19 protein-coding genes are annotated in these 22,060 nt (G+C 62.3%); 17 read left to right on the plus strand and 2 right to left on the minus strand.

What is annotated here, in order from left to right; all coding sequences use genetic code 11:
* The first annotated feature begins 49 nt into the window (after nucleotides 1-49).
* Nucleotides 50-1,480, plus strand: a complete 1,431-nt coding sequence (locus tag FDY95_RS11505; RefSeq protein ID WP_138077896.1) for an FAD-binding oxidoreductase — start codon at nucleotides 50-52, stop codon at nucleotides 1,478-1,480.
* Nucleotides 1,481-1,713: 233 nt separating this feature from the next.
* Here FDY95_RS11505 and FDY95_RS11510 read toward each other — a convergent pair whose 3' ends face one another.
* Nucleotides 1,714-2,211: an acyl-CoA-binding protein gene (locus FDY95_RS11510; protein WP_138077898.1), complete on the minus strand. Its 498-nt coding sequence runs from the start codon at nucleotides 2,209-2,211 to the stop codon at nucleotides 1,714-1,716.
* A gap of 163 nt (nucleotides 2,212-2,374) precedes the next feature.
* Between FDY95_RS11510 and asnB the strand changes: the two genes are divergently transcribed.
* The 10 genes from asnB (at nucleotide 2,375) to FDY95_RS11560 (ending at nucleotide 14,494) form a co-directional block, all read left to right on the plus strand.
* Entirely contained in the window at nucleotides 2,375-4,318 is a 1,944-nt protein-coding gene (gene asnB, locus FDY95_RS11515) for an asparagine synthase (glutamine-hydrolyzing) (RefSeq protein WP_138077900.1), read from the plus strand.
* A 37-nt stretch (nucleotides 4,319-4,355) separates the two neighbouring features.
* Nucleotides 4,356-5,093 (plus strand): glycosyltransferase family 2 protein, encoded by a 738-nt coding sequence (locus FDY95_RS11520; RefSeq protein WP_138077902.1) that lies wholly within the window; start codon nucleotides 4,356-4,358, stop codon nucleotides 5,091-5,093.
* An 85-nt stretch (nucleotides 5,094-5,178) separates the two neighbouring features.
* Nucleotides 5,179-6,522: a UDP-glucose dehydrogenase family protein gene (locus FDY95_RS11525; RefSeq protein WP_138077904.1), complete on the plus strand. Its 1,344-nt coding sequence runs from the start codon at nucleotides 5,179-5,181 to the stop codon at nucleotides 6,520-6,522.
* Between the two features lie 41 nt (nucleotides 6,523-6,563).
* Nucleotides 6,564-7,526, plus strand: coding sequence for a UDP-glucuronic acid decarboxylase family protein (locus tag FDY95_RS11530; RefSeq protein ID WP_138077906.1), 963 nt, complete (start codon nucleotides 6,564-6,566; stop codon nucleotides 7,524-7,526).
* A gap of 255 nt (nucleotides 7,527-7,781) precedes the next feature.
* Nucleotides 7,782-8,192 (plus strand): sugar 3,4-ketoisomerase, encoded by a 411-nt coding sequence (locus tag FDY95_RS11535; protein WP_212744890.1) that lies wholly within the window; start codon nucleotides 7,782-7,784, stop codon nucleotides 8,190-8,192.
* A gap of 98 nt (nucleotides 8,193-8,290) precedes the next feature.
* Nucleotides 8,291-9,148, plus strand: coding sequence for a GNAT family protein (locus FDY95_RS11540; RefSeq protein WP_138077908.1), 858 nt, complete (start codon nucleotides 8,291-8,293; stop codon nucleotides 9,146-9,148).
* A 41-nt stretch (nucleotides 9,149-9,189) separates the two neighbouring features.
* The gene (locus tag FDY95_RS11545) at nucleotides 9,190-10,299 is read left to right on the plus strand and encodes a DegT/DnrJ/EryC1/StrS family aminotransferase (RefSeq protein ID WP_138077910.1); all 1,110 of its coding nucleotides are present in this window, start codon (nucleotides 9,190-9,192) and stop codon (nucleotides 10,297-10,299) included.
* 107 nt (nucleotides 10,300-10,406) lie between these two features.
* Nucleotides 10,407-11,336, plus strand: coding sequence for a glycosyltransferase family 2 protein (locus FDY95_RS11550; protein WP_138077912.1), 930 nt, complete (start codon nucleotides 10,407-10,409; stop codon nucleotides 11,334-11,336).
* Between the two features lie 96 nt (nucleotides 11,337-11,432).
* Nucleotides 11,433-12,998 carry a hypothetical protein gene (locus FDY95_RS11555; RefSeq protein ID WP_138077914.1) on the plus strand — a complete coding sequence of 522 codons (1,566 nt, stop codon included), beginning with the start codon at nucleotides 11,433-11,435 and terminating at the stop codon, nucleotides 12,996-12,998.
* Between the two features lie 29 nt (nucleotides 12,999-13,027).
* The gene (locus tag FDY95_RS11560) at nucleotides 13,028-14,494 is read left to right on the plus strand and encodes a hypothetical protein (protein ID WP_138077916.1); all 1,467 of its coding nucleotides are present in this window, start codon (nucleotides 13,028-13,030) and stop codon (nucleotides 14,492-14,494) included.
* Between the two features lie 168 nt (nucleotides 14,495-14,662).
* On the opposite strand, the gene FDY95_RS11565 is transcribed toward FDY95_RS11560, so the two are convergent.
* The gene (locus FDY95_RS11565) at nucleotides 14,663-15,682 is read right to left on the minus strand and encodes a hypothetical protein (RefSeq protein ID WP_138077918.1); all 1,020 of its coding nucleotides are present in this window, start codon (nucleotides 15,680-15,682) and stop codon (nucleotides 14,663-14,665) included.
* A gap of 304 nt (nucleotides 15,683-15,986) precedes the next feature.
* Between FDY95_RS11565 and FDY95_RS11570 the strand changes: the two genes are divergently transcribed.
* The 6 genes from FDY95_RS11570 to FDY95_RS11595 all read left to right on the plus strand — a co-directional run bounded on the left by FDY95_RS11570 (nucleotide 15,987) and on the right by FDY95_RS11595 (nucleotide 21,887).
* Nucleotides 15,987-16,901, plus strand: a complete 915-nt coding sequence (locus tag FDY95_RS11570) for a glycosyltransferase family 2 protein (protein WP_138077920.1) — start codon at nucleotides 15,987-15,989, stop codon at nucleotides 16,899-16,901.
* A gap of 63 nt (nucleotides 16,902-16,964) precedes the next feature.
* Nucleotides 16,965-18,035 (plus strand): Gfo/Idh/MocA family oxidoreductase, encoded by a 1,071-nt coding sequence (locus FDY95_RS11575; protein WP_138077921.1) that lies wholly within the window; start codon nucleotides 16,965-16,967, stop codon nucleotides 18,033-18,035.
* A 64-nt stretch (nucleotides 18,036-18,099) separates the two neighbouring features.
* Entirely contained in the window at nucleotides 18,100-19,248 is a 1,149-nt protein-coding gene (locus tag FDY95_RS11580) for a DegT/DnrJ/EryC1/StrS family aminotransferase (protein WP_138077922.1), read from the plus strand.
* Nucleotides 19,249-19,256: 8 nt separating this feature from the next.
* Nucleotides 19,257-20,189 carry an NAD-dependent epimerase/dehydratase family protein gene (locus tag FDY95_RS11585; protein WP_171025649.1) on the plus strand — a complete coding sequence of 311 codons (933 nt, stop codon included), beginning with the start codon at nucleotides 19,257-19,259 and terminating at the stop codon, nucleotides 20,187-20,189.
* Nucleotides 20,190-20,291: 102 nt separating this feature from the next.
* Complete coding sequence (locus FDY95_RS11590) at nucleotides 20,292-20,861, plus strand: acyltransferase (protein ID WP_138077924.1); 570 nt, start codon at nucleotides 20,292-20,294, stop codon at nucleotides 20,859-20,861.
* Between the two features lie 24 nt (nucleotides 20,862-20,885).
* On the plus strand, nucleotides 20,886-21,887 hold the full coding sequence (locus FDY95_RS11595) for a glycosyltransferase family A protein (protein WP_138077925.1): 1,002 nt from the start codon (nucleotides 20,886-20,888) through the stop codon (nucleotides 21,885-21,887).
* Nucleotides 21,888-22,060: the final 173 nt, after the last annotated feature.

The raw sequence follows: 22,060 nt of genomic DNA on the forward strand, positions 1-22,060 counted from the left end.
ATGCCGTACCTTTGGGAACGTTTTCCGCATCGGCTACAAAGATACGTGAATGAGTCATTTACTGGAAGAAACCCACTTCGGGCAGCTCACCGAGGCCCTGGTGGCTGCTTTTGAGGCCCTTATCGGCCCCGAGCACGTGCTCACGCCCGGCCGCCTCGACGACGACGAATACGCCCGCTACGGGCAGGACCACACCGAGGACTTCGTGTTTCGGCCCGACGTGGTGCTGCGCCCCGCTAACGCTGAGCAGATCAGCGGTATTATGCGGCTATGCCACGAGCACCGGCTGCCCGTCACGCCCCGGGGGGCGGGTACGGGCCTGAGCGGCGGCGCGCTGCCCATTCACCACGGCGTGGTGCTAAGTACCGAGCGGCTCAACAAGATTCTGCAGATCGATGAGCGCAACCTGCAGGCCACGGTGGAGCCGGGCGTCGTCAACGAGACGTTTCAGAATGCGGTGAAGGAAGTCGGGCTGTTCTACCCGCCCGACCCGGCCAGCAAGGGCAGCTGCTCATTGGGCGGCAACCTGGCCCACAGCAGCGGCGGCCCCAAAGCTGTGAAATACGGCACTACCAAAGACTACGTGCTGAACCTGGAGGTGGTGCTGCCCAACGGCGACATCATCTGGACGGCCGCCAACACCCTGAAAAACTCCACCGGCTACAACCTCACCCAGCTGATGGTGGGCTCGGAGGGCACGCTGGGCATCATCACCAAAGTGGTGTTCCGCCTTTTGCCCTATCCGCAGCAGAACATCCTGATGCTGGTGCCCTTCCGGCAGGAAGCCCAGGCCGCCGAGGCCGTGGCGGCCGTGTTCCGGGCCGGCATCATTCCCTCGGGCATGGAATTCATGGAGCGCGAGGCCATTGCCTGGTCGTCGGACTACCTGAAGATTCCGCTCACGCTGCCCGAGGACATCCGCGCCCACCTGCTCATCGAGCTGGATGGCAACGACCTGGACCAGCTCTACAAGGAAGCCGAGCAGGTGTACGCCGTGCTGGAAAGCTACGACGTGGGCGAAATCCTGCTGGCCGACAACGCCACCCAGAAAGACGAGCTGTGGAAGATTCGCCGCAACATTGGCAATTCGGTGCGCTACAACTCCGTATATAAGGAGGAAGACACCGTGGTGCCCCGCGCCGAGCTACCCACCCTACTCAAGGGGGTGAAGGAAATCGGGGTGCGCTACGGCTTCAAGAGCGTGTGCTACGGCCACGCTGGCGACGGGAACCTGCACGTGAACATCATCCGCGGCGAGCTGACCGACGAGCAGTGGAACGTGGGCTTGCGCCAGCCGATTACCGAAATCTTCGAGCTGTGCGTCAAGCTCGGCGGCACCATCAGCGGGGAGCACGGCATCGGGCTGGTGCAGAAAGGCTACATCGGCATCGCGCTGAAGGAAGCCAACCTGAACCTGATGCGCGGCATCAAGCAGGTGTTCGACCCGCACGGCATTCTGAACCCGGGCAAGATTTTCTAGACCACGGATTCGACGGATTGTTCGGATTACACGGATTTTGTGGACGATTGTCTACTTGCCAAACCAGCCCGACCGCAAGGTCGGGCTGGTTGCTTTTGGGCTTATTCTCGTCACAGTCGGGCTATAACGAAAAGAACGGAAGCACTCGGGCTTCGGCTCCGTAATCGTCCACGAAATCCGCGTAATCCGAACCGAAGGTCGGCGTAGCCAAAAATCCGTCGAATCCGTGGTCCTTATTGCTCGGTCTTCAGCTTGTCCTCGCCGCCGTAGGGGGCGCCGGCGTTAATGTCGCCGCGCAGGCCACCCATCGACTCGCCCGCGACGGGGCCGGAAGCCGCTTTGGCCGTACCTGGGGCTTCGGAATTCACCTGCGAGGCCGTGGCGGGCTGGCCGTTGCCGGTAATCACCGTCGCCGCTTCGTCCAACGGGCCGGCCAGTTCCCCGACTTTGCTGATATACTGGCGCTTGGCATCGTCCTGGGTCACGCCCTTGAATTTGCTCCACGAGTCCCACTGCGCCTGCGACATACCCTGCGGGCCGTCGGGGTTGTCGGGCTCGTCGTCGCCGATTTCGTCGGGGCGCTGGGTGTCATGGTCGCCTTGGGTAGCCTGTTTGTAGAGGCCGTAGAGGTCGTTCATGTGGGCCGCAGCCGTGTCGCCGGGCAGGCCGTCGACGCGCGATACGGCCGCTTCAAATTGTTCTTGCAGGTTAAGCTGGTCTTGCAGGCTCATCGGAAGGGTAGGGGTTAGTAGAAAAAGAGGATTGACCGTATCGACGGCGCCGATAGGAACTCTACTGCCGCGGGCGGGCTTTGGTTGCGCGGGCCGGCTTGGCCGCCGCGGTGCTATTTTGTCGGCCGCAAGTCCTCAACCTTCGTACCTTTGCCCACCAATTATGTGTGGAATCACCGGACTCTTCGCCTTTTCTGATCAAGGACGTTCCTCGCTGGCGGGGCTGCAAGCGTCCACCGACGCCATTGTGAGCCGCGGGCCGGACTCGCAGGGGCACTTCGTGTACGACCAGTGCGGGCTGGGCTTCCGCCGCCTCGCCATCCTCGACCTCTCGGCCGACGGCAACCAGCCGATGACCGACGAGTCGGGGCGCTACACCATCGTCTTCAACGGGGAAATCTTCAACTTCCGCGAGCTGCGCGCCAAGCTGCAGAAGAAGGGCTACACCTTTAAGTCGCACACCGACACGGAGGTCATTCTGAAGCTCTACATCACCGAAGGCCGCGGCTTTCTGAAAAAGCTCAACGGCTTTTTCGGCCTGGCCATCTTCGACAAGGAGGAAAATACGCTGTTCATCGCGCGGGACCGGATGGGCGTGAAGCCCCTGCTGGTGTACCGCGACGAGGACAAGCTGATGTTTGCCTCGGAGATGAAGTCGCTGCTGGCCCTGGGCGTGCCGCGCAAGCTCGACTACGCCGCGCTCAGTCATTACCTGCAGCTGAACTACATTCCCGGCCCGGCCACCATCTTCAAGGGCGTGAAGAAATTGCTGCCCGGCCATTACCTTTTCATTAAGGCCGATGGCAAGGTGGTGCGCAAGCGCTGGTACAAGATTCCGTACGACCCGAAGAAAGTTGCCAAAAACCGGCTGACCTACGAGCAGCAGCAGGCCAAGCTGGTGGAGTTGATGGACGCCTCCGTGGCGCGCCGCCTCGTGGCCGACGTGCCACTGGGCTCCTTCCTGAGCGGGGGCATCGACTCCTCGGTGGTGACGGCGCTGGCCGCCAAGCACACCCCGCACCTGAACACGTTCAGCATCGGCTTCAAGGACGAGCCCTTCTTCGACGAGACGAAGTACGCCAACCTGGTGGCCAAGATGCACAAGACCGAGCACACGGTCTTCTCGCTGACCAACAACGACATCTACGAGCACCTCTTCGACGTGCTCGACTACCTCGACGAGCCGTTTGCTGACTCCTCGGCCCTGGCCGTGTACATCCTCAGCAAGCGTACCCGCGAGAAAGTCACCGTGGCCCTTTCGGGCGACGGGGCCGACGAGATGTTCGCGGGCTACAACAAGCACATGGGCGAGTGGCAGGTGCGCCACCCCGACTGGAAAGCCGAAGCCGTGACCGGCCTGAACCTGCTGTGGGACGCGCTGCCGAAGTCGCGCAACTCCTTCTTTGGCAACAAGGTGCGGCAGTTTCAGCGCTTCTCGCGCGGGATGCTGGCCGGGCCGAAAGACCGGTACTGGGACTGGGCCACCTTCGTCAACGAGAAGGACGCCCGCAACCTGCTCAGCCCCGATGCCCGCCGCAAGGTGAACAAGAAGCTGGCCGACAAGCGCCGCAAGGACATCTTGGACGACATCCACGCCGATGGCGACCTGAACGAGGTGCTGCTCACGGACATGCACCTGGTACTGCCCTACGACATGAACGCCAAGGTGGACCTGATGAGCATGGCCAACTCCCTGGAGGTGCGCAGCCCGTTCCTGGACTACAACGTGGTGAACTTCGCCTTCTCGCTGCCCGTCGAAAGCAAAGTCAACGGGCAAATCAAGAAGCGCATCGTGCAGGACGCCTTCCGGCCCATGCTGCCCGAGGAGCTGTACAAGCGCCCCAAGCACGGCTTCGAGGTGCCGCTGCTGAAGTGGTTCCGCAACGAGCTGCGACCGCTCATCGAGGACGACCTGCTCTCCGACGGCTTCGTGGAAGCGCAGGGTATCTTCTCCGTCGATGCCGTGCGGGCGCTCAAGCAGCAGCTGTTTTCGCGCAACCCCGGCGACGTGCACGCCCGCATCTGGGCCCTCATCGTGTTCCAGCACTGGTGGAAGCGCCACATGATGCCCGTCAAAACCCCGCTGCACGCCCAGACGGCGCTGTAGTTTGTCCTCCGCTCACTTACTCCCTACCGCCGACCTCATGGCCGCTCCGGTACAATTTCCGCCGCGCAAGCTCAGCATTGTCGTTCCGGCGTACAACGAAGGCCGTACCATTCACCTGATCCTGGATCAGGTGAAAGCCGTGCGGCTGGACGGCAACCTGGAAAAGGAAGTCATCATCGTGAATGACTGCTCCAAGGACGACACGGAGGCCGCGGTGCAGCGCTACATGGCCGCCAACCCCGACCTGCCGATTCAGTACCTGGCTCATCCGGTCAACCAAGGCAAAGGCGCCGCCCTGCACACGGGCATCCGCCACGCCACCGGCGACTACGTCATCATTCAGGACGCCGACCTGGAGTACGACCCGGAGGAATACAACGTGCTGCTGCGCCCCGTGCTGCGCGGCGTGGCCGACGTGGTGTACGGCTCGCGCTTCATGGGCGGGCGGCCCCACCGTATCCTGTTCTTCTGGCACAGCATCGGCAACAAGTGGCTGACCATGGCCTCCAACATGTTCACCAACCTGAACCTGACCGACATGGAAACCTGCTACAAGCTGTTCCGGCGCGACATCATTCAGGGCCTGCAGCTGGAGGAAAAGCGCTTCGGCTTCGAGCCGGAGGTGACGGCTAAGATGGCCCGCTTCCCCGACGTGCGGGTGTACGAGGTGGGCATCAGCTACTACGGCCGCACTTACGCCGAAGGCAAGAAAATCGGGTGGCGCGACGGATTCCGCGCCATTTACTGCATCATCAAATACGGCCTCTTCAGCTAGGGGCAAGCGGGGTGCGCGCTATGTGCCCGCAAACTCCGACCTTTGCAGCCCTTGAAGGCACGCCATTTACTAAGCTCCTCACTCTATGAAAATTGCAGTCGTTGGCACGGGATACGTCGGGTTGGTAACCGGAACCTGCTTCGCCGAAGTCGGTATTGATGTAACCTGCATCGACATCGACCAGCGCAAGATTGACAACCTCAAGCAGGGCATCCTGCCCATCTACGAGCCGGGCCTGGAGGAAATGGTGACGCGCAACGTGGAAGCGGGGCGCCTGCACTTCTCCACCTCGCTGGCCGAAGGCATCGTGGACGCCGACGTGGCGTTCATCGCCGTGGGCACCCCTCCCGGCGAAGACGGCTCGGCCGACCTGAAGTACGTGCTGGCCGTGGCCCGCGGCATCGGGGAGCATATGAACAGCTACGGCGTCATCGTGACCAAGAGCACCGTGCCGGTGGGCACCGCCGCCAAGGTGCGCAAGGAGCTGGCCGACGCGCTGGCCAAGCGCGGCGCCGCCATCGACTTCGACGTGGCTTCCAACCCCGAGTTCCTGAAGGAAGGCGCCGCTATCGACGACTTCCTGAAGCCCGACCGCATCGTGGTGGGCGTGGCCTCGGAGCGCGCCGAGGAGGTGATGCGCCGCCTCTACAAGCCCTTTTTGATGAACGGTCACCCGATCATCTTCATGGACATTCCGTCGGCTGAAATGACGAAATACGCCGCCAACTCCATGCTGGCGACCAAGATTTCGTTTATGAACGACATTGCCAACCTCTGCGAAATCATGGGTGCCGACGTGAACAAGGTGCGCCTGGGCATCGGCTCCGACGCCCGCATCGGCAACAAGTTCATCTACCCCGGCATCGGCTACGGCGGCTCCTGCTTCCCCAAGGATGTGAAGGCGCTCATCAAAACGGCCGCCGAAAACGGCTACGACATGCAGGTGCTCAAGGCCGTGGAAAGCGTGAACGAGGACCAGAAGTCGGTGCTCTTCAACAAGGTGCAGCAGCACTTCGGCGGCGACCTGCAGGGCAAGAAATTCGCCGTGTGGGGCCTCTCCTTCAAGCCCAAGACCGACGACATGCGCGAGGCCCCCTCGCTGGTCATCATCGACAAGCTGCTCGACGCGGGCTGCACGGTGACGGCCTACGACCCGGTGGCCATGACCGAAGCCAAGCACACGCTCGGGGACCGAATCAGCTACGCCAAGGACCAGTTCGAGGCCCTCATCGACGCCGACGCCCTGCTCATCGTGACGGAGTGGCCGCAGTTCCGCGCCCCCAACTTCGAGGTGGTGGCCCGCCTGCTCAAGCAGCGCGTGGTGTTCGATGGCCGCAACATCTACGACGCGAAGGAAATGGAAGCCGCCGGCTTCGCCTACCACTGCATCGGCATCCGCACGCGTCACCCCGAGCCGGCAGTGCAATAACAACCGGGCCGCTCATTCATCCTACACTTCGCTGACCGTCAATGGCTACCAGCTCCGATAAGAAACGCATCCTGATTACCGGCGGCGCCGGTTTCCTCGGCTCGCACCTGTGCGACCGGTTCCTGGCCGAAGGCTACCACGTCATTGCCATGGACAACCTGGTGACGGGCAACCTGGCCAACATCGAGCACCTGTTCGGCAAAAAGGACTTCGAGTTCTACCACCACGACGTGTCGAAGTTCGTGCACGTGCCCGGCGAGCTGGACTACATCCTGCACTTCGCCTCGCCGGCCTCGCCCATCGACTACCTCAAGATTCCGATTCAGACCCTGAAAGTGGGCGCCCTGGGCACCCACAACCTGCTGGGCCTGGCCCGGGTGAAAAAGGCCCGCGTGCTGATTGCCAGCACCTCGGAGGTGTACGGCGACCCGGACATTCACCCGCAGGTGGAGGAGTACCACGGCAACGTGAACCCGGTGGGCCCGCGCGGCTGTTACGACGAGGCCAAGCGTTTCCAGGAAGCCATGACCATGGCCTACCACAACGTGCACAACGTGGAGACGCGCATCATCCGCATCTTCAACACCTACGGCCCGCGCATGCGCCTCGACGACGGCCGCGTGCTGCCGGCCTTCCTGAGCCAGGCCCTGAAAGGGGAGTCGCTGACGGTATTCGGCGACGGGTCGCAGACGCGCTCCTTCTGCTACGTCGACGACCTGGTGGAGGGCATTTACCGCCTGCTGCTGTCGGATTACCACATGCCGGTCAACATCGGCAACCCGGCCGAAATTACCATCCGCGAGTTCGGCGAGGAAATTGCCCGCCTGACCGGCGTGGAATTTAAGCCCTCGTACCACCCGCTGCCGGAAAACGACCCGATGAAGCGCCGCCCGGACATCACCAAGGCCCGCGAAATCCTGGGCTGGGAGCCGAAAGTGGACCGCGCCGAAGGCCTGCGCCGCACGCTGGAGTACTTCAAGGAGCACGTAAGCCGAGCTGAATAAGGATGGGTTGAAAAGCAGGTTGACCGGGCCCTATTGTATTGGCCTCTAGCGAGAAACTTCCGCCTGTACGCAAGCGGATAGTTGCGCAAAGCACAGGCATAGAGCTTGTCCACCTCGATTTCAGACTACGGTACATTGCCTGTAAAGGCATAAATTTGTTCGGCCCCACCCTTGGGGACCCATTCCAATGAAGTCGCGCCTGCTTTTCGGGCGCGCAAGCATTTCACTCCTCTGAGAATCCGGAACTTGGCGCCCGTGACGAATCCTTTTCTGATTGAATTTCCCAAGCTCGGCGCACCAGGCATCGGCTACATTTCAGTGTCCGAACAGCAAAAGCTGGTCCCCTTTGAGGTGCAGCGCGTGTTTTGGACGTACTACACGCCCGAAAGCATCGTGCGTGGCCGGCATGCGCACCACCGTACTGAACAGGTGCTTGTTGCTGCGGCCGGCCGCATCATCGTCACCACCGAGTTGCCCGACGGCACCATTCAGACGTTCCGATTGGAAGACCCACACGTAGGGCTGTATGTGCCGCCGCACGCGTGGCATACCATGCAGTACTCGCACTCGGCAGTACAACTAGTGCTGGCATCGGCGCCCTACGACGAACAAGACTACATTCGCGACTACGAGCAGTTCCGGCATATATGGCAAGCCCAACCGTGAGCGACGTAACTGGTTTGGTTGATGCCGGGCTGGTAGCCGCGCGCGCCACCGCTCTGGCGCTGCATTCCCCTTATTCCTTTTTACGGGAGCTGCCGCTGGTGGCGCAGCAGGAGCAATTTGGTACTGGCGTCGCCTTACGCTTCGGCTCGGGGGCCAATGACGAGGTAATGCCGATGGAAGGCGCCGCTGGCCAGTGGCTGTTGCAGCGCCTGCCGTGGGATTCTGATTATTTCGGCACGCCTACCTACCGGCTGTTCAGCGGCCTGTTTAGGCCCGAGGCCGCGCCGGGCGGTCTGCGCGCCGCAGCCGCCAAGCTGCGCGACAAGCTGCATGCCCGTGGGGACTACTACGCTTTCAGCGTGGTGCCGGCAGAAGATACGGCTCTATTGCAGGCCTTGACGGGCGGCGGCTGGCAGCTCATCGAAACGCGCCTCAACTTTTACTGCCCGGTGGCCGAGGCCCGGTTGCCGGCGCCGGCGCCGGTGCGGTTGGCCCGGCCTGAAGAGGCGGAACACATTGGCCGCATTTCGGCTGCAGCCCGCAATGTGTACGACCGGTTTCATGCCGACCCGTGGTTTGGCGACGACAAAGCCGATGCCTTTCTGGCCCGTTACGCGGAAGCCGCCACCGTCGGCACCTACGCCGACGCCGTGCTGGTGCCTGACGCACTGGATTTGCCCGTCGATTCATTTCTCGCCATCGGCGACACCCCCGCTACCGACGCATTGCCCGGTAGCGGTAACTCGCGCGTGCTACTGACGGCGGTAGGCCCGGCCAACCGTGGCTGGCATATGAAATTGGTAGCCGAAACGGTACGTCGCGCGGCGAACTTGTCGTTGCCCTATGTGCTGATGACCACCCAAGCTACCAACCGCGCCGTGTTTCGCACTTGCGAAAAACTAGGTTTTCGCCTGGGCAGCACCACGCATGTGCTGGCCTGCCACAACCGCTGGTAGTCCTTTTTACTTTTTTTTCCTTCAGCATTCGATATCCGCGCATGAGCACCCCCGTCGTTCCTTTCCTCTCGTTTCAACCCCAGCACGCGCCCATTCGCGAAGAAGTACTGGCCGCCGTGGCCCGCGTGTACGACTCCTACTGGTACGTTCTGGGTGAGGAAGTGAAGCAGTTTGAGCAGGAGTACGCTGCCTTTAATGAGGTGGCCCACGTAGTCGGTGTGGCCAACGGCCTCGACGCGTTGGTGCTGGCCCTGCGTGCCCTCGGCATCGGCCCCGGCGACGAGGTTATCGTGCCTTCGAACACGTACATTGCCACGTGGCTGGCCGTCACGCAAGTGGGCGCCACGCCGGTGCCCGTGGAACCTGACCCGGCTACCAGCAACATCGACCCGGCACTGATTCCGGCCGCTCTTACCCCGCGCACCAAGGCCATTATGCCGGTGCACCTCTACGGGCAGGCTTGCCGCATGACGGAAATCATGGCCTTGGCTCAACAGCACAACCTCTACATCGTGGAAGATAACGCCCAGTCGCAAGGTGCTACCTTCGACGGTAAGCAGACGGGCAGCTTCGGCCACATCAACGGCACAAGCTTCTACCCGGGCAAGAACGTGGGGGCCCTTGGCGACGCTGGCGCGGTGACGACCAACGACGAGCAGCTGGCCCACAAAATCCGGGTGCTGCGCAACTACGGCTCGCAGCAGAAATACTACAACGAGGTAGTCGGCTACAACTCCCGCCTCGACGAGCTACAGGCCGCTGTGCTGCGCGCCAAGCTGCCTTACCTGCCCGAGTGGACTCGGCAGCGCCAGCAAGTGGCCGCTTGGTACGACCAGCACCTGGCGGGCATTGCCGACCTGCGCCTTCCCCACACCGCGCCCGGCGCCACCCACGTGTACCACCTCTACGTGGTGCAGCACCCGCGCCGCGACGCTCTGCAGCAGCACCTCACTGCCCAAGGCATCGGCACGCTGATTCATTATCCGGTGCCGCCGCACCGCCAGCAGGCTTACGCTGACCTGCAGATGCCGGTGGGGTCGTTCCCGATAGCCGAAGAACTGGCTACCACCTGCCTGAGCCTGCCCATGTGGCCGGGGATGACCGAGGAGCAGGTCAAAGCCGTTGCCGAGGGAATCAAAAGCTTCAAATAAAGTAATTGTCGTTGCCGGGACCTGTCTATCTAGGGTCTCGGCAATATCTTTTACACAACCTTGGCGGCAGTTTGTCCTGCCGCTACCTGTGAGCACCTGCGCCATTTATGCCCAAGCTTTCCGTCATCATTCCTTGTTACTTCAACGAGGATAATATCCCCGTAACATCCCGCGAATTGGTCGCCAACGAAGTGAACTTCCCGCCGGAAGTAACCTTCGAGTATGTGTTCGTGAACGACGGATCGGGCGATGATACGCTGGGGGCACTGCAGCGTGCGCAGCAAGCTTATCCGGGCAAAGTGCGCATCGTCGACTTGGCGGCTAACGTGGGTTCGTACAACGCTATTGTGGCCGGAATGGCCCACGCAACCGGGGACTGCATGGCCATCATCACGGCCGACATGCAGGATCCGCCCGAGCTGATGGTGCAGATGTACGAGTACTGGAAGAAGGGCTTCAAACTGGTTATCGGCAACCGGAAAGACCGCGAAGAAAAGGGCCTCTCGGAAGTATTTGCCAAAACGTTTCACTGGCTGATGAAGCACCTGGCGTTGCGCAATATTCCCGAAGGCGGCTTCGACTTCGTGTTCTTCGATCAGCAGGTGGCCAAGGAAGTGTTGAAGCTGCACGAACGCAACTCCAACGTGTTTTACCTGATGGTATGGCTGGGGTTTGCCTACGTGAACATTCCCTACGTGCGGCGCAAGCGCGAAATCGGAAAGTCGCGCTGGACGTTGAGCAAAAAGATCAAGCTGCTGATTGATTCGCTTCTGGCGTTTTCCTTTGTCCCGATCCGTGCTATATCGGTGGTGGGACTGGGGCTGGGGCTAATTGCCCTGCTCTACGGCCTGTACATCATCGTCCTGAAATTTGTCAGCCCCTCAGAACCCGCCGGCTGGACCGCGCTGATGGTGGTGTTGCTGTTCGTGTCGGCTTTCCAGATGGTCGCCTTGGGCATCATCGGCGAATACGTGTGGCGCGGCCTCGACGCGGCCCGTTCGCGGCCGCTTTACGTGGTGCGGCAGGTATACGAATAGCCCGCGTGCTTCAGTCCGGCAGGCGGTGCCGTTTAGGCCGCCCCGAGGCCACGTTGCTCAGTGCAAGCCCCTACATCTACCCCGTCACTTCCCTGCATGGCTTCGATCAGTACCCGTTCCGGCTCCCCTTCCTACTTCACGCTGGTCTACCAAAATCCGCTGTGGGTTTTCTTGGGCTTGTCGGTTACGCTGTCGATTTGGTACATCCTGTTTCCCGACGTTGTACCGCTGCACAACGGGTTTGCCTGGGAAGGTGACACCTACTACAAGCCGGTGGCCATTAACCTGCCGCACGAGCTGCTGGAAACGCACATCAACAGCTACACCATCCAGCGCATCTTTCCATTCGTTCTGCTACACGGCTTTTTCCGTCTGTTTGACATACCGTTTCGCGACGAATACCTGATCCTGTGGATGCAGATATTCAACCTGGGCGTGGGCGTATTGATGATTGTGCTCTGGCATAAAACGGCCAAGCTGCTGAACCTCTCCCTGGAGGCGGCCTGGGTTGGCTTCCTGGCCTTCTTCGTCAACTTTTCCTTTCTCAAGTACGACCTCTACATCCCGTTCACCACCGACCGGCTGGCCGCCGCTGCTGGGCTGATGAGCTTGTATTTCTACTTGCGCCGCAGCACTCTGGGGCTCTGGCTTACGGCCTTGGTATCGTTGAATATCTGGCCAACCGCGCTGGCGTATAATCTGTTGCTGCTGCTCATTCCCGCCGACGAGCCGCTGCCCAAGACCTCGAACCGGCCACTAAGCCTGCTCTGGGCGGCAGGCGTCAGCTTGCTGATAATGCTGCTGTTCGTCGGCGTGCTGTACGTGCGCGACGTGCCCTTGCCTCCGCGTATGGCTCCCGAAGTGCGGCCCTTGCTGCCACTGGGAATCGTGCTTACCGGGATTTACGTGTTTTATACGCAATGGACGCTGGGGCGGCGGCTGATTCCAGGATGGGCTGAGCTGGGGAATTTGCTATTGCGCACCTTGCGCCCGAGCATCAAGTGGCTGTATATCCTGGCCTTGCTGGCCGCTTATATCGAGCTAACCCGAGTCATCGGTGACCCGTCGCGCTCCTACCTGCCCTTCAAGACGTTCCTGATCAACACCACCTACGCCGTACTGCAGCGGCCGCTGCAGTTTGTCGTGGCGCACGGAGTCTACTATGGTCTGGCCGCGCTGATACCGATGCTGTTCTGGCGTCGGCTGCTGGCCGTGCTCGACCGGTTGGGGCTGGGGCTGGGCCTGATGCTGATGGTCGTGATGCTGCAGGCCATCAACAGTGAAACGCGGCAGCTAGCCAACGTGCTGCCGTTGCTGGCCCTGATAGCCGCGCTGGTAGCCGATACGTTTTCGCTGAACCGGGCCGCCGTGTGGACCGTCGCCGTGCTGCTGGTGCTCATCTCCAAAGCTTGGCTGCCTTTCAACTGGTTCGATCCAACGTTTGGGCAGCCCGCCGACCGGTTCCCGTCTTTTTCCTTTGTCCACAACGGCATCATGCTGGAATGGCCGTTCCAGGTGTATTTCATGAACCAGGGTCCTTGGATCAGTAATTTTTACCTGCTTCTGCAGGGAGGCATTCTGGCCGTGGTAGGATTCGTTGTGTACAAAGCCTTCACCAGAAGCCGGCTCGGTGATAACGCCGCCGCTGGCCGCTCACATTAGCGGCGAAGCAGCTGCGTCATTATCCCTCTATGAGCTTGTCGAAGACAGATCTGCCCCAAAAAAACACTCTGTTCACTCCTCATTCCTGGTCGTTGGAACGTCCTTGGCCAGTGCTGCGGTGCGTGTTACTGGTATTTGGGCTGTACCTAGTGTATCTACCGTTCAGCGGCTATGATGTGCTGCCCTGGGACGCCGAGCAGTACTGGCAACTGGTGTCGCGGTTCTTCATCAAGAAGAAGAACTTCTCGCTGCTTAACTACGACGCAAACCTGCGTGGCTACGTGGGCCCGCTGTTGATCCTGCCCGTGCGGGCGGTTTGCATGATCATGGGGTGGGCGCCTCTCCACGGGTCCCGCTTTATCGGCATGGTATGGGCGGCCCTTCTGTTCGGGTACACGCTGCCCGAATTCTGGAAGCGCGTCACGGGACACGCCTTGTTAGGTAAGCATTGGCTGTTGTTGGTGGCGCTGAGCTTCGTGTTCTGGAGGGATTATTTCAATTTCTGCATCCAGGATTTTCCCGCCCTTACGGTGCTGCTCCTGGCGCTTATTGCTTTTTCGCAGCCGGGCTGGCAGTGGGTAGCGGTTGGCGGTGCCCTGCTGGCTGTAGCGCTCAATATGCGTCCTATTTATCTGGCCAGCCTGCCGGGTGCTCTGGGCTGGCTATGGTGGCAGCACGGGCAAATGGCCCGCCGCGCCAACCAGCGCCTTGGCCTAGGTAGAGCCACGCTGGCGCTGCTGCCGCTAGCCGGTGGCGCGGCGCTGGTACTTCTGCCGCAAGTGCTGATCAACCTGCGCCATTTCGGGCAGTTGTCGCCTCTGGTACTAGCTACCGATAACGGGCACATGCCATTCTACCTGAAACAGCTCAACTGGGGCACGGCCTACCCGCGCTACGATTCCAGCATCGATCCGAGCCACTACGGCGGTGTGTTGTACGCTGACCGCAGCGGCCTGCAGGTGTTGGCGGCGCAAGCCAAAGGGTATTTTGAGAGCTATCAGGCGCTGCTGCAGTATTATCTGCTGCACCCGCTGGAAGGCATCGGCCGCTACCTGCGCCACCTCTTCAACGGGCTAGACCTGTGGTACGCCACGCCTTACCCAATGCAGGTCAGCAAGAGCGGCCTTACGGGGCTGCAATTGCTCAACTACGTGGTGCTGGGCTTAGGGCTCAGTTATATCGGGTTTTCGCTGAAAAACGCAGCAACGAAGCCCCACCCGTCTATTTATGGGATTGGCTGGGCGCTGTTAGCCGTGATGCTGCCCGTCTGCGTAGCCATTCCGACTGCCGTAGAGTGTCGCTTCCTGCTGCCCTTGCACCTGCTGCTGCTGAGCATGGTGGCCTATTACAGCCCGAACCGTCTGACAAATTTAGGGTTGAAGAAATCCTTGCTTGCCGCGGCGGTAGTGGTCTTGACGGTGTGGGGCGGCGTTACGCTGTCAGCAGAACTGAAGCCAAACCTGTTGCCGGTCGGGACGCTGCCGCCGGGCTACTAAGGTCGGTGGACAGCAACCGGACAAGCGAGCTTTGCTGCTTTTCGGCCATTATGCGTCCGCTTGGCGAAGCATGACGTTTCGTTTTGCTGTTCGCACAGCCCGGCACCCTGACCCCGCTGCTAAAACTCGTGTGAACGGGGCTCCTCAAGCGGCGCGCAAGAGGTGATTTTAGCCGCGGCGCGTCAGCCTGCGCTTGGTGTGGTAGAGCACGTCCTTTAGGAATTTTCGGTCGGCGGGCACTTTCAGCAGGTAGGCCAGGGCGGCGCGGTAGGCCGGCCAGAAGTGGTCGGCGTTGAAAGCCGTAATGGCGTCCTGCTTCAGCCCGATTTCGCGGTGCGCGGCCAGGTAAGCCGGAATGGCCGCGGGCAGGCGCCCCACCAGCTGCCGCACCTGGGCCAGCTTTTCGGGGTAGGGCAGGGCGGCGAAACGGGCGTCGATGACCTCGGTGAGCAGCGCGTCGGCGGCTACTTTCTTGTCGCCTTCCCAGTAGTGGTACACGTAGTCGATGGCCGGCAGAATCTGGTCGCGCGTCTGGAGCACCAGCGAAAAGGCAATCTGCTCGATGATGTGCCAGTGCGAGTGGGCGTAGAGGTGGTCGATGAGCTGGTACACATCGGGCAGGTAGGCCGCCACCGAGGGCGCGAGGCCCAGCACGCCCGAGTTCCAGCACTGCTGGGTGCCGGAGAACCGCTCGGCGCCGCGCGTGGTCTGAAACGGCTCCTGCTCCATCATCCGCACGAAGTCGGCCACCGTCTTGTCGTGGGGCAGGGGCTGGGTGGCAATGTCGTTGAAGGTAAACTCCACGGTGTGCATCACGTCGACGCCGGGGCGGATGCTGGCCAGCAGCGGGCCGGGGTGCTTGATAAAGAACGTGTCGGAGTCGAAAAACAGCAGGTTGTCCTGCGGGTGCTGCACCAGGGTGTCGCCCACTACCACGGCCTTGATGCGGTGCCGGTAGCCCACGGTGCCCATCATGGCCGTTTGCTGCTCGGGGGTGAGGATGACGTACTGCACCGGCACGTCGCCCAGGAACTGCTCGAAGTAATCCGAACGGTCGGTGTAGATGATGACCTTGACCTCGGGCCGGGCGGCTTGGGCGTCGTAGAAGCTGAAAAAGCTGAGCACGGCCAGTACTGCGCGTCGGTACTCTTTCGGGCTGCCGTAGGAAAGCACTACGAGGTTCGTCATGGCAAGGCGAAGGCGCTACCGCACCGGCGGCAGCGGAAAATGGGTGGACCCGGCAAAAGTACCCGTCTTTCGGCAGACTCGCCGACGGGACCCAACCCCGGGAGCCGTGCGCAACCGTTTGTTTCACTGGTTCAGGGCATAATTTGGGGACGGGGCGGGGCCGTACCTTGGTCGGCCACTGAAAAAGGCAGAACTTTGTCACCATTTGCCGGCTGCCTGCTAGGGCGTCGGCTGCGCATCGCGCGCGGCCGGTAGCCCCCTGGCTGCCCGGTAATTATATTCATTCAGCCCAACGCCCGACGTTTTGAGCACCGTAAGCACCCCGGAAATCCGCCTCTCCTATTACATCACGACCTTCAACAAGCTGCCCTACCTGAAAGTGGCGCTGCAGGACCTGATCGACAACCGAAAGCCCGACGAGGAAATCGTGGTGGCCGACGGCGGGAGCAAGGACGGAACGCCCGAGTGGCTGGCCGAGCTGCTGGCCGCCGGCAAGATTCAGCACTTCATCACCGCTCCCGACCGCGGCGAAGCCCACGGCGTGAACCGCGCCCTGATGGCCTGCCGCGGCACCGTGCTGAAGTGGATCAACGACGACGACGTGTTCTGCTACCCGGCCATCGAGGAGTGCAAGCAGTTTCTGCTCGACAACCCCGAGTACGACGTTATCGGCGCCGACGGCTACGACAACTACACCGGCCAGGAGCTGGAGCTGGTGACCCACCTGCCGCACTTCAACAAGTGGAAGGCTGACAAGGAGCCCTTCGGCTTCTACGGCCCGGGCCTGATGCTGCGCCGCTCGGCCCTCACGCTCATCGGCCTCACGCACGCCCTGAGCCGCTTCGTCGACAACGAGTACACCTACCGCATCACCTCGCTGCCCATCAAGATGGCCTGGTACCGCAAGCCGGTGTTCGTGCGCATCATCAACCCCGACAGCAACACGTTGAAGTTCCTCAACATCAAGCGCGTGGAGCAGGGCCTCAACGACGTGTACCGCGAAATTGCCACCGGCCGCCCCGTGTCGCAGGCCAAGCGCGAGCGGATGATCAACGCCGTGAAGCGCAAGGTATACGATTTGCTGTACCGCCGCTCGTCCACCATCGCGCCGGAGAAGTACGAAATGACGGCCGACAGCTTCGCCAAGCTCTACCAGCAGCACCGCGACACGCTCTACAAGGGCTTTGCCGACGCCAAAGGCGAATCGTTCCTCCGCTAATCTAAACGGCCCGCGCCGCGTGGTCTGCTTCGGCGGGCCGGGCGGCGCGGCTGCTTACTGCCCGTGAAAACCACTTCTATTATCAACGTTGGCCTGCTGGGTTTCGGCAGCGCCGGCCGGATCTATCATGCCCCCTTCCTGAACGCCTACGCTGGCTACCGGCTCAGCAAGGTGCGCACGGCCCAGACCAGCCCCGAAATCTGCGCCCGGGAGCTGAAAGGCCATACCCAGGTAGTGTCGACCAGCGAATCTATCTTCGAAGACCCCGCCATCGACCTAGTGGTGGTGGCCGCGCCCAATCACCTGCACCACTCCCTGGCCAAGCAGGCCCTGGAAGCCGGCAAGCACGTGGTGGTCGACAAGCCCTTCACGCTGACCACGGCCGAGGCCGACGAGCTGATCGAAGTGGCCCGGCAGCAGCAGCGCGTGCTGACGGTGTACCACAACCGCCGCTTCACCAGCGACTTCCGCACCGTGAAGAAAGTGTGCCAAAGCGGCCTGCTGGGGCGCATCGTGGAATATGAAGCCCACTTCGACCGGTTCCGCAACAGCATCCGCGCCGGCTCGTGGAAGGAAGACAACGGCCCCGGCGGCGGCATCTTCTACGACATGGGCACCCACCTCATCGACCAGGCCCTGGAGCTGTTTGGCCTGCCCGAGGCCGTGCGCGCCGATCTGCGCATTCAGCGCACCGGCGGGCAGTCCATCGACAGCTTCGAGGTGGTGCTGGAATATCCGAACCTGAAGGCCACGCTCAAGGGCAGCATGCTGGCCAAGGAGCCGTTTCCGCAGTTCACCGTGTTCGGGGACCACGGCACCTTCATGAAGTACGGCCGCGACGTGCAGGACGACGCGCTGCGCATCGGCACGGTGCCCCACAACGGCCCCGACTGGGGCCTGGAGCCGGAGAACTTCTGGGGCCGCCTGCATACCGCGCACCAAGGGCTGGAAATCAACGGCATCGTGCGCAGCGAGCTGGGCAACTTCGGCGAGTTCTACCACAACCTGCACGACGTTATTACGGCCGGTAAGGAGTTGATTGTGAAGCCCGAGGAAGCGCGAAACGTCATCCGCGTCATCGAGCTGGCCGAACAGAGCAGCCGCGAAAAGCGCACCATTCCCTTCACGCTGTAGCCCGGCTGCCTTCCCCGCGCACGCCGTATCTTCGCGTGTCCTCACTTCGCGCAACCTGAGCCGCATGGCCACCGACTCTTCGGCCCCGCATTCCGCCGGCCGGCCCTCCGCCGGCATTCCGCTGTTTTCGACCTACGTGCACCCGCGCGCGGCCGAGCAGGTGGCGGCGGTGCTGGCCACGACCATGCTCAGCGAAGGCCGGCTGGTGAAGCAGTTCGAGCAGCAGCTCACGGCCGAGTGTGGGCTGCGGCACCCGGCGGCCGTCAACAGCGGCACCAGTGCCTTGCACCTGGCCCTGGAAGTGGCCGGCGTGGGCCCCGGCGACGAGGTGATTCTGCCCGCGCAGACCTTTGTGGCCTCGGGCACCAGCATCCTGCAGACCGGCGCCGTGCCCATTTTCGCCGACATCTGCTACTCGGATGGCAACCTCGACCCGGCCGATATCGAACACCGCATCACCCGACGCACCAAGGCCATCATGCCGGTGCACTGGGGCGGCTACCCCTGCGACCTGGCCGAAATCGGGGCCGTGGCCGCGCGGCATGGGTTGGTGGTGGTGGAAGACGCGGCCCACGCCCTCGGGGCCACGTACCGCGGGCAGCCCATCGGCGCCATTTCCGATTACACCTGCTTCAGCTTTCAGGCCATCAAGCACCTGACCACCGGCGACGGCGGCGCCGTGTGCGCGCTGGACCCGGCCAAAGCCGAAGAAGTGCTGCACCGCCGCTGGTTTGGCATCGACCGGGCCCACTCGCCCATGTCGGAGCTGGGCGAGCGGGAATACGACCTGCGCCAGCTGGGCTACAAGTACCACCTCTCGGACTACGCCGCCGCCCTCGGCTTGGCCAACATGGCCGGCCTCCACGAGCGGATGCAGCGCCGCCGCGCCATTGCCCGGCGCTACCGGGCGGAGCTGCGGGACGTGCCCGGTCTAACGCATTTTGAGTACCGGGCCGACCGTGAAAGCGCCTACTGGCTGTTCGGCTTCCACGTGGAGCGGCGGCTCGATTTTATCCGAAGCCTGAAGGCGGCCGGCATTACGGCCTCCGTCGTGCACGTGGGCATCGACCACAACACCCTCTTCGGCGGCAGGCGCCCGGCCCTGAGCAACCAGCGCCGCTTCGACGACACCCAGGTTCACATTCCCCTCCACGATGCCCTGACCGATGGCGACGTGGACCACATCATAGCCGTTATTAAACAAGGATGGTAACTCCCAAAATGAAGATTGTCCTGTTCGGCGCCACCGGCTTTGCCGGCCGCAACGTCGCCGACGAGCTGCGCAGCCACGGCGTGGAGCCCGTAGAAGCCTCGCTGAGCACCGGCCTCGACCTGCGCGACGCCGCCGCCACCGAGGCCTTCCTGCGCCAGCACCGCCCCACGCACATCATCAACTGCGCCGCCCACGTGGGCAGCCTGAACTACGTGACCGAGCAGGCCGCCACCGTGGTGGCCGACAACATGCGCATGATTGTGGGCATGTACGAGGCCATTGCCAAGGCCTGCCCGCGCGCGTTGGTTATCAACCCCATTGCCAACTGCGCCTACCCGGCCAAGGCCGACATGTTCCGCGAGGAAGAGTGGTGGGACGGCCACCTGCACCGCTCGGTGCTCAGCTACGGCGCTACCCGCCGCCTGCTGTGGGTGACGGCCGAGTGCTTTCAGATGCAGCACGCCGTGCACAGCATCAACCTGCTCACGCCCAACATGTACGGCCCCTACGACTCGACCGATCCGAACAAGGCGCACGCCCTGAACGCATTGATTTCCAAGTTTGTGAAGGCCGAGCAGATCAACCAGACCGAGCTGCCCATCTGGGGTACCGGCGTGGCCATCCGCGAGTGGCTCTACGCCCCCGACTTCGCCCGCATCGTGTGGCAGGTGCTGCTGCAACCCGACCGCCACGGCCTGGAGCAGCCCCTGAACCTGGCCCAGAACGACGGCCTGAGCGTGAAGGAGCTGGTCGACATCATTCAATCGAAGTTCGACTACAAGGGCAAAGTGGTGTGGGACCACACCAAGCCCGACGGCGCGCCCAAGAAGGTGATGGACGACAAGCACTTCCGCGAGGTATTCCCGGAGTTCCAGTTCACCGACTTCCAGGAAGGCATTGCCAAGACCATCGAGTACTACGAATCGGTATTCCCTTACTAAGCTGCCGGCCGCGCGAGCGGGGGCTCGGGCTGCTGCGGCGGCTCCGGGCCCCCGCTCCGTTGCGTCTGGCGGCATAGTCGGCTGAATTTGTACCTTCCCGCCATGGCTTCTCCCGCGTTGTCTTCGGCCCAATACGACTACTCCCTGCTCCAAAGCTGCGGCGAGGACGTGTTCATCAGCGCCAACGTCGAAATCCGCCGGCCCCACCTCGTCACGGTGGGCAGCCATGTGGCCATCGACTCGGGCGTGTACCTGACCACCGCCGCCCGCATCGGCGACTACATTCACCTCTCGCCTTACCTGACCATCATCGGCGGGGCCCAGAGCACGCTCCTCGTGGAGGACTTCGTGACCATTGCCGCCGGCAGCCGCCTGATTTGCGGCTCCGACCGGTTTATGGGTGACGGCTTCACCAGCGTGACGGTGCCCGAGGAGTTCCGCGACACGGTGGATTTCGGCACCATCCGCTGCCAGCGCTTCGCCGGCATCGGCACCAACGCCGTCATCATGCCCGACGTGACCATCGCCGAGGGCAGCGTGGTGGGGGCCTGCGCCCTCGTCACGCACGACACCGAACCCTGGACGGTGTACGTGGGTATACCGGCGCGGCCGGTGAAGGTGCGCCCCCGCGAGAAAATGCTGGAATACGCCAAACGCCTCGGCTACGAATAACTTCGCGCCTCACCTGCCGGCCGCATGTACACGCTGTCCTACGTTCTGACCACCTACAACAAGCTGCCCTACCTGAAGCAGGTGGTGGAGCGCCTCGTGGCCGCCCGGCAGCCCGACGAGGAAATCGTGGTGTGCGACGGGGGCAGCAAGGACGGCACGCCCGAGTACCTGCGCGGGCTCTACGAAGCCGGCCAGATTCAGCAGTTCGTCTCGGAGCGCGACAAGGGCGAGGCCCACGGCTTCAACAAGGCCATGCTGCGGGCCCGCGGCGAGCTGATCAAGCTCATCACCGACGACGACGCGTTCTGCTACTCGGCCATCCGCGAAGCCAAGGACTTTATGCTGGCCAACCCCGACATCGAGGTGCTGACCGGCAACACCGGCCTGATTCACCTGGAGCACCTCGAATCGGTGAGCTTCTACGACGACGTGGCCGACAACTTCCGCCGCTGGCTCGACAAAAAGGAAGTGGTCTGGATGATCGGGCTGCCGCTCCTCATCCGCCGCGAAGCCCTAGCCCTGACCGGCCTGCTGCACACCGGCGCCGTGCAGGTAGATACCGAATTCACCTACCGCATCACCAGCCTGAACGTGAACCTGGCCTGGAGCACCGCCGTGATGAGCGTGCGCCTGGAAAACCCGCAGAGCAACTTCCGGGTGATGAACCAAGGCCCGAAGTGGCGCCGCGCCAGCGACGAGGAGGCCGACCGCATGCGCTACTACTACGACAAGCGCTACGGCAGCTTCAAGAATATGCTGAGCCAGCGCCTGCCCTTCGAGTGGGTGAAAAAGCCCCTGCGTCCGCTCAAACGGGCCGTGTTTCAGCTGCTCAAGCGCCCCATGTACGAAGGCAATACCGCCCAGCCTAGCGGATACGTGGCTGATGGACAGGTGATTGACGATGTCGAGCGGCTCAATACGGCTTTTCGGGTGGCCGACGAGTTCATGCGCACGTATAACGCCGCGCACCCAACCGAATTCCTCTTCAAGGGCAACCCGCTGACCAAGGTCGGACTCGCCCCATAGCGCGGCTGGTATGGCCGACTGCTACCTCCTGGTTGGAATTTAGCAGGGGCTAGTTTGCAATATGGCGGGAGCAAGTAGTAGCAGACGGTAGGCAGTTGGTGTCCAAGCCCCTGATTTGAGTTACCTTTGCTGCGCCTGCTCCCACCGGATTTTAAAAGCGCCCATGGCCAACC

It is taken from the genome of Hymenobacter jeollabukensis (assembly GCF_005771675.1).
Classification (GTDB): domain Bacteria; phylum Bacteroidota; class Bacteroidia; order Cytophagales; family Hymenobacteraceae; genus Solirubrum; species Solirubrum jeollabukense.